This is a genomic window from Achromobacter sp. FW305-C-30-7, from assembly GCF_058783105.1.
On sequence record NZ_JBYSYI010000013.1, the window covers coordinates 158,782 to 165,599 of the forward strand.

Genomic DNA, 6,818 nt, shown 5'->3' on the forward strand with positions numbered 1-6,818 from the left:
CGCCTCACCACTTCCTCTTCGTCCTCCCTCCTAGGACCAGTCCATGTTCAAACACCCAGTTTTCTCGCTGACCAAACTCGGCGCGGCGTGCGCAACCGTGGCCGCTCTGAGCGCCGCGCCGCTCGCGCATGCGCAGACCCAGGCGCCCGCCGCCGCTACCGAAGCGGCCGCCAGCCGTGCGCCGGAATTGACCCTGCAGGCCATGGCGTCTTCCGAGGTCAAGCAGGACACGGTGCGTATTTCCTTGTCCGCCGAAGTCGAGGCGCCCGACCAACCGGCCGCGGGCAAGAAGCTGAGCGCCGCCCTGGACGACGTGGTCAAGCGCGCGCGCGACGTCAAGGGCGTGGAAGTGCGCACGGGCGGCTACAACGTCTGGCCGAACACTTCCAGCAAAGGCAAGATCGGTTCCTGGCGCGGCCAGGGCGAAGTGATCCTCGAATCCAAGGACTTCGAAGCCGCTGCCGCATTGGCCTCCAAGCTGTCAGACAAGACAGCCATTTCCAACATCAGCTTCCTGCTGTCGCGCGAGGTGCGCGAAGCTGAAGAGCGCAAGCTGCTGAAGGAAGCCGCGCAAGCCTTCAAGGACCGCGCGTTGGCCGCGGCCAACGCCTTCGGTTTCTCGGGCTACCGCCTGTCCAAGCTGGAACTGGGCGGTTCCGGCGGTCCGGTACCGATGCCGCGCATGATGGGCGCCGCGGCCATGTCCAAGGATGCCTCGGGCGGCTATAGCCCGGACGTGCCGCTGGAAGCGGGCAACGTCACGGTCAGCATCGCAGTCAACGGGACGATCGTTTTGCAGTAAGGCTGAACATGATGGCGCCCAGGGCGACCATCGGCACGGACAGCCACTGTCCCATGCTCAAACCGCCCGCGAGCAGGCCCAGGAAGTTGTCCGGCTCGCGGGTGAATTCCACCAGGAAGCGGAACGTTCCGTAGCCCATCAGGAAGAGCCCGCTCACCTGTCCCAGCGGGCGCGGCTTGCTCGAAAACCACCACAGCAGCGCAAACAGCACGATGCCTTCCAGGCCCAGTTCATAGAGCTGCGAAGGGTGGCGCGCCAGGCCGTCGCCGCTGCCAGGAAACACCATGGCCCACGGCACATCGGTGGGCCGGCCCCAGAGCTCGCCATTGATGAAGTTGCCCAGGCGGCCGAAGCCCAGCCCCAACGGAATCAGCGGTGCAATGAAATCGCTGACCGCAAAGAACGGCAGCTTCTTCTTGCGCGCGAACAGCAGCATCACCACGATCACGCCGATCAAGCCGCCATGGAACGACATGCCGCCCTGCCACAGGTACGCCACTTCCAGCGGATGGGACAGGTAATACGAAGGCTTGTAGAACAGTACATAGCCTAGCCGTCCGCCCACCACCACGCCCAGCACGCTATAGAAGATCAGGTCTTCCAGGTCCTTCACGTTCAGCGATGTGGTGTGGCCGCTGGTGATGCGCCGGCGTCCCAGCAGGTACACCAGGGCAAAGCCCACCAGGTACATCAGTCCGTACCAGTGGATGGCTAGCGGCCCGATCTGCAGGGCGACGGGATCAAATTGGGGATATTGCAGCATGTTCTGCCCGACACAATAAAGTTGAATGATAATAACCGGCGAACATTGAAGATTCGCGCGCAAGCGAGCCAGTTCCCCCGGGGCGGTCGCCATGTCCGAGCCCCGTCGGCCGACAGGAGACAGACCATGCCGCACAACGAACGTTCCCGCCATATCACTCACGGTGTCGCGCGCGCGCCCAATCGCGCCATGTACTACGCGCTGGGCTATCAAGAGGCCGATTTCGAAAATCCCATGATCGGCGTGGCCAATGGCCATTCGACCATCACGCCTTGCAATAGCGGCCTGCAGCGCCTGGCCGATGCCGCGATCGACGCCATTCGCGCATCGCGCGCGAATCCCCAGGTGTTCGGCACGCCCACCATTTCCGACGGCATGTCCATGGGCACCGAGGGCATGAAGTACTCGCTGGTGTCCCGCGAAGTCATCGCCGACTGCATCGAGACCGCCGCGCAAGGGCAGTGGATGGACGGCGTGGTGGTGATCGGCGGCTGCGACAAGAACATGCCCGGCGGGATGATCGCGCTGGCGCGCACCAACGTGCCCGGCATCTATGTCTATGGCGGCACCATCAAGCCCGGCCATTACAAGGGCAACGATCTCACCATCGTCTCCGTCTTCGAAGCGGTGGGCGAATACACCATGGGCCGCATGCCCGAAGAGGACTTCAAGCAGATAGAGAAATGCGCGATTCCGGGCTCGGGGTCCTGTGGCGGCATGTACACCGCCAACACCATGAGCTCCGCGTTCGAAGCCATGGGCATGAGCCTGCCGTACTCCAGCACCATGGCCAACGAGGACGAGGAAAAGGTCGCTTCCGCGGCGGAGTCGGCTCGGGTGCTGGTCGAGGCGGTCAGGAAAGGGCTGCGCCCGCGCGACATCATCACGCGCGAGTCCATCGAAAATGCGGTGTCCGTCATCATGGCCACGGGCGGCTCCACCAATGCCGTGCTGCACTTCCTGGCAATTGCGCATGCCGCGGAAGTCCCGTGGACCATCGACGACTTTGAACGCATCCGCAAGCGCGTGCCGGTGCTGTGCGACCTGAAACCGTCCGGCAAATACGTCGCCACCGATCTGCATCGCGCCGGCGGCATTCCGCAGGTCATGAAGCTGCTGCTCAATGCGGGCTTGCTGCATGCGGACTGCATCACCATCACCGGCAAGACCATCGCCGAGACCTTGGCCGGTGTGCCCGATGCGCCCAGGGCGGACCAGGACGTCATCATGCCGCTGGACCGCGCGCTCTATCCGCAGGGGCATCTGGCCATCTTGAAGGGCAATCTCTCGCCTGAAGGCTGTGTCGCCAAGATCACCGGCCTGAAGAATCCCGTCATCACGGGCCCGGCGCGCGTCTTCGATTCCGAGGATGACGCCATGACCGCCATCATGGCGCGCGAGATCCGCGATGGCGATGTGGTGGTCATCCGTTACGAAGGCCCGAAGGGCGGTCCCGGCATGCGCGAGATGCTTGCGCCTACCTCCGCGCTGGTCGGCCAGGGGCTGGGCGAAACCGTGGGGCTCATCACCGACGGGCGCTTTTCCGGCGGCACCTGGGGCATGGTCGTGGGCCACGTTGCGCCGGAAGCCTTCGTGGGCGGTCCCATCGCGCTGATCCGCGAGGGCGATTCGGTTACCATCGATGCCCATAAGCTGCTGTTGCAGCTCAATATCAGCGACGAAGAAATGGCGGCTCGTCGCCAGGCCTGGGTGCAGCCCCGGCCGCGTTATACACGCGGTGTGCTTGCCAAATTCGGCAAGCTCGCCAGCACCGCGAGCCGTGGGGCAGTTACCGATGCATTTGAAGAGTAGTCTGTTGTTGGCCGCCGCCTGCGTGCTGGGCGCGGGGGCGGCGCAAGCGCAAACCACCGGCTTGGACCTGGCCAAGAACAAGGCCTGTATGGCCTGCCACCAGGTCGAAGCCAAGCGCGTGGGGCCGCCGCTCAAGAGCGTGGCCGAACGCTATGCGGGCCAGGGCGACGCCATGGTCGACTACCTGGCAGGCAAGATCCGCGGCGGCGGCCGTGGCGCCTGGGGCGCCGTGCCCATGCCCGCGCAAACCCAGGTCAGCCCGGACGACGCCCGCGCGCTCGCCGAATGGATCTTGTCGCTGGCTCCGCCCAAGCAGTAGTCTTATTCTCTCGCGTCCCGCGCGTAAGCTGGGGCGCTTGGCCGCAGTCCGCGGCCGCCTATCAGGAAGGAATCGTCATGGCAGAACAACCCTCCCCGGGCAATGAAGTCGCCGTACTCGGCGGCGGCTGCTTCTGGTGCGTCGAAGCGGTGTTCACCGAGCTGCGTGGTGTCAAGAGCGTGCTGCCCGGTTACAGCGGCGGCCATGTGGACAACCCCAGCTACGAGCAGGTCTGCGGGAAGGCCACGGGCCACATCGAAGTGGCCCGCGTCGAGTTCGACCCCGCCGAATTGTCTTACAGCGATTTGCTGCGCGTGTTCTTCGCGACCCACGACCCCACCACCCCGGGCCGCCAGGGCAACGACGTCGGCCCGCAATACGAGTCCGCCATCTTCTGGCAGAACGAAACGCAGCGCGAGCAGGCGCAAGCGGTCATTGCGGAGGTCGAAGCCCAGAAAATCTACGATGCGCCTATCGTGACGCACGTGTTGCCGCCCGCCACCTTCTGGCAAGCCGAGGACTATCACAGCAACTACTTCGCCCTGCATCCCGAGCAAGGCTACTGCCAGTTCGTGATCGCGCCCAAGGTCGCCAAGTTCCGCAAGCAGTTCCAGGACCGGCTGCGGAAGTAGCAGGCGAAAAAAAACCTCACCAAAGGTGAGGTTTCAAAGCCAGCGCCGATGCCTGGGCACCGGGCGCTGGCGGGGGAAGTCTTTACTCGACGGTCTTAACCACGCCGCGGCGCATCTGGTCCAGCTCGATCGATTCGAACAGGGCCTTGAAATTGCCTTCGCCGAAGCCGTCGTTGCCCTTGCGCTGAATGATCTCGAAGAAAATCGGGCCGATCTGGTTTTCGGTGAAGATCTGCAGCAGCAGGCCGCCGCCGGGGGCGCCATCCAGCAGGATGCGGTTCTTCTGCAGGCGCGCCACGTCCTCGCCGTGATTCGGCAGGCGGCGATCCAGCAGTTCATAGTAGGTTTCCGGCGTATCCAGGAACACCACGCCGTTCTGGCGCAGCGCTTCGATGGTGCTGTAGATGTCTTCCGTGGCCATGGCGATGTGCTGGATGCCCTCGCCGCGGTACAGGTCCAGGTATTCCTGGATCTGGCCCTTCTCTTCCGTGCCTTCCTCATTGATAGGAATGCGGATGTTGCCGCAAGGCGAGGTCATGGCCTTGGACTTCACGCCCGTCACTTTGCCCTCGATGTCGAAGTAGCGCACTTCGCGGAAATTAAAGAGGCGTTCGTAGAATTCGGCCCACTCGGCCATGCGGCCCTTGTGCACGTTGTGCGTCAGGTGGTCCACCAGCGTCAGACCGGCGCCGCGGTGATGCAGATCGGCCTGGGCGTTCTGCGGATCCACGGGCACGAAGTCCACGTCATAGATGCTGATGTCGCCGATGCCGCCGTGGCCGTCCTTGCCGCTCCAGCGATCCACCAGATAAATCAGCGAATCGCCGATGCCCTTGATCGCCGGGATGTTCAGCTCCATCGGGCCGCTATGCGAGTCGAAACCCCATGCGCCCAGCTCCAGCGCGCGCTTGTAGGCGGCATTGGCGTCCTGCACACGGAAGCCGATCGCACAGATCGACGGGCCATGCAGGCGGGCGAAACGTTGGGCGAAGGAATCCGGTTCGGCGTTGATCAGGAAGTTCACACCGCCCTGACGGTACAGCGTCACGTCCTTGTGGCGGTGCTTGGCGATGGCCTTGAAGCCCAGCAGTTCGAACACCTTGCGCAGCGCGGCGGGGTCCGGCGCGGCATATTCAATGAACTCGAACCCGGCGGTACCCATCGGGTTGTCCCAGGGTTGGAAAGCGCTGCTCATAAGTCTGCTCCCTTGCATCGTTTTTAAGGACGACTTGTTCTTCAAGTCTAGACGGAGATTGTAGGAAGGAATGACGGGCAGACAATTGCAAATATGTCGCGAAAGCCGCTAGGTTGAGCAATAATATTGCTGTACAGAAAACATTCAGGGCTGAAAATGTCTGACATTGAGCTAGATAGGACAGATATACGGATTTTGGCTGAACTGCAGCGAGATGGCCGCCTGAGCAACCAGGAACTGGCCGACCGGGTGTCGCTCTCTCCCAGTCCCTGCCTGCGCCGGGTTCGCCGGCTCGAAGAGAAGGGGTTCATCAAGAAGTACGTCGCGTTGATCGACGCGGGGAAGGTAGGCCTCGGTCTGCTCGCCTACGTGAACATCCGCCTGAACAAGCACAGCGGCTCCAGTCATGCCCCAATGAGCGATTTCGCACGCGACGTGCAACTCTGGCCGGAGGTGGTCGAGTGCTACGCCATGTCTGGCGACATGGACTACCTGCTGCGCATACAGGTCGCCGACCTGGCGCATTTCTCCCGGTTCGCCATGGACACGCTGATGCGGCATCCCGCCGTGATCGACATGCGCTCATTCTTCGCGCTTCAGCAGATCAAGGAAACCACGGAGCTTAGGCTGTAGCTGCCGCGCCTTACTGCCCTTTATATATAGGCGCGGGTGGCTGGATCGTTTCAGATGCGTTAGTACGTCCCCTAAAAAATTCATCTTCTTGAAAAAAGGGTGCCACCTCCGCAGCATAGGAAAAATTCCGTGCTATAGTCTCGCTCCTTCGCGATTCGGGCAGTTTTGAAGCGCGAAGCCAAGCAAGCACACAGGCCAGCATGGGTAACCAAGCCGACCTGCCGCCAGGCGATCAGAAATGGAAGCTCAGCGGTTATTGCAAGAATTGCGGCAAATCAGGCAGAAGCCAGTTGCACAATTCGCAAAAATCGTGCTATAGTCTTGGGCTTGGCTGGTTATGTTGTTTAAGGGTTTTCCCTTACTTCCCAGCCACCCAGTGCGGTGACCGATCCCTGGATTCCGGGGCCAAGGCTGAGGCGAAAGTCGAGCTGAGGGGTTGCAAGATAGGGTGCAAGTTAGGCAAAAGCCGGTTGCGCAATCTGCAAAAATCGTGTTATAGTCTTGGGCTTGGCAGTTACCGAAAACTTAGGGTTAACCCTGATATTTCGATAGCTGCTAAAGAGAGACGGACCTGAAGAGGTCGCGGGCAAGAAAGCGTAACGATGGATGTGACGCTGACTTGACAAGCGATAAAAACTTCTTCATAATCTCGTTTCTCTGCT

General features: G+C 61.9%; 7 protein-coding genes. 5 read left to right on the top strand and 2 right to left on the bottom strand.

Translation table 11 applies throughout. The features are described 5' to 3' along the window. Positions 1 to 43 precede the first annotated feature (43 nt). Positions 44 to 802, top strand: a complete 759-nt coding sequence (locus AC3WOB_RS29480) for an SIMPL domain-containing protein (RefSeq protein WP_492276975.1) — start codon at positions 44 to 46, stop codon at positions 800 to 802. Here AC3WOB_RS29480 and lgt read toward each other — a convergent pair. After that, positions 777 to 1,565 (bottom strand): prolipoprotein diacylglyceryl transferase, encoded by a 789-nt coding sequence (gene lgt / locus AC3WOB_RS29485; RefSeq protein WP_013391511.1) that lies wholly within the window; start codon positions 1,563 to 1,565, stop codon positions 777 to 779. The two genes, AC3WOB_RS29480 and lgt, sit on opposite strands and share 26 nt — an antisense overlap. 126 nt (positions 1,566 to 1,691) lie before the next feature. Here lgt and ilvD point away from each other — a divergent pair, with 126 nt between their 5' ends. The 3 genes from ilvD (at position 1,692) to msrA (ending at position 4,328) form a co-directional block, all read left to right on the top strand. Then, a complete protein-coding gene (ilvD, locus tag AC3WOB_RS29490; RefSeq protein ID WP_492276976.1) occupies positions 1,692 to 3,377 on the top strand; it encodes a dihydroxy-acid dehydratase in 1,686 nt (561 codons plus the stop codon). Continuing rightward, positions 3,361 to 3,696 (top strand): c-type cytochrome, encoded by a 336-nt coding sequence (locus tag AC3WOB_RS29495; RefSeq protein ID WP_054458538.1) that lies wholly within the window; start codon positions 3,361 to 3,363, stop codon positions 3,694 to 3,696. The genes ilvD and AC3WOB_RS29495 overlap by 17 nt, the downstream gene beginning before the upstream one ends. Positions 3,697 to 3,773: 77 nt before the next feature. Beyond that, positions 3,774 to 4,328, top strand: coding sequence for a peptide-methionine (S)-S-oxide reductase MsrA (gene msrA, locus AC3WOB_RS29500; RefSeq protein ID WP_492276977.1), 555 nt, complete (start codon positions 3,774 to 3,776; stop codon positions 4,326 to 4,328). Positions 4,329 to 4,410: 82 nt separating this feature from the next. Here the strand turns inward: msrA and hppD are convergent, their stop codons facing one another. Continuing rightward, positions 4,411 to 5,523: a 4-hydroxyphenylpyruvate dioxygenase gene (gene hppD / locus AC3WOB_RS29505; RefSeq protein WP_013391515.1), complete on the bottom strand. Its 1,113-nt coding sequence runs from the start codon at positions 5,521 to 5,523 to the stop codon at positions 4,411 to 4,413. Between the two features lie 156 nt (positions 5,524 to 5,679). Here hppD and AC3WOB_RS29510 point away from each other — a divergent pair, with 156 nt between their 5' ends. Beyond that, on the top strand, positions 5,680 to 6,156 hold the full coding sequence (locus tag AC3WOB_RS29510) for an Lrp/AsnC family transcriptional regulator (RefSeq protein ID WP_492276978.1): 477 nt from the start codon (positions 5,680 to 5,682) through the stop codon (positions 6,154 to 6,156). Positions 6,157 to 6,818: the final 662 nt, after the last annotated feature.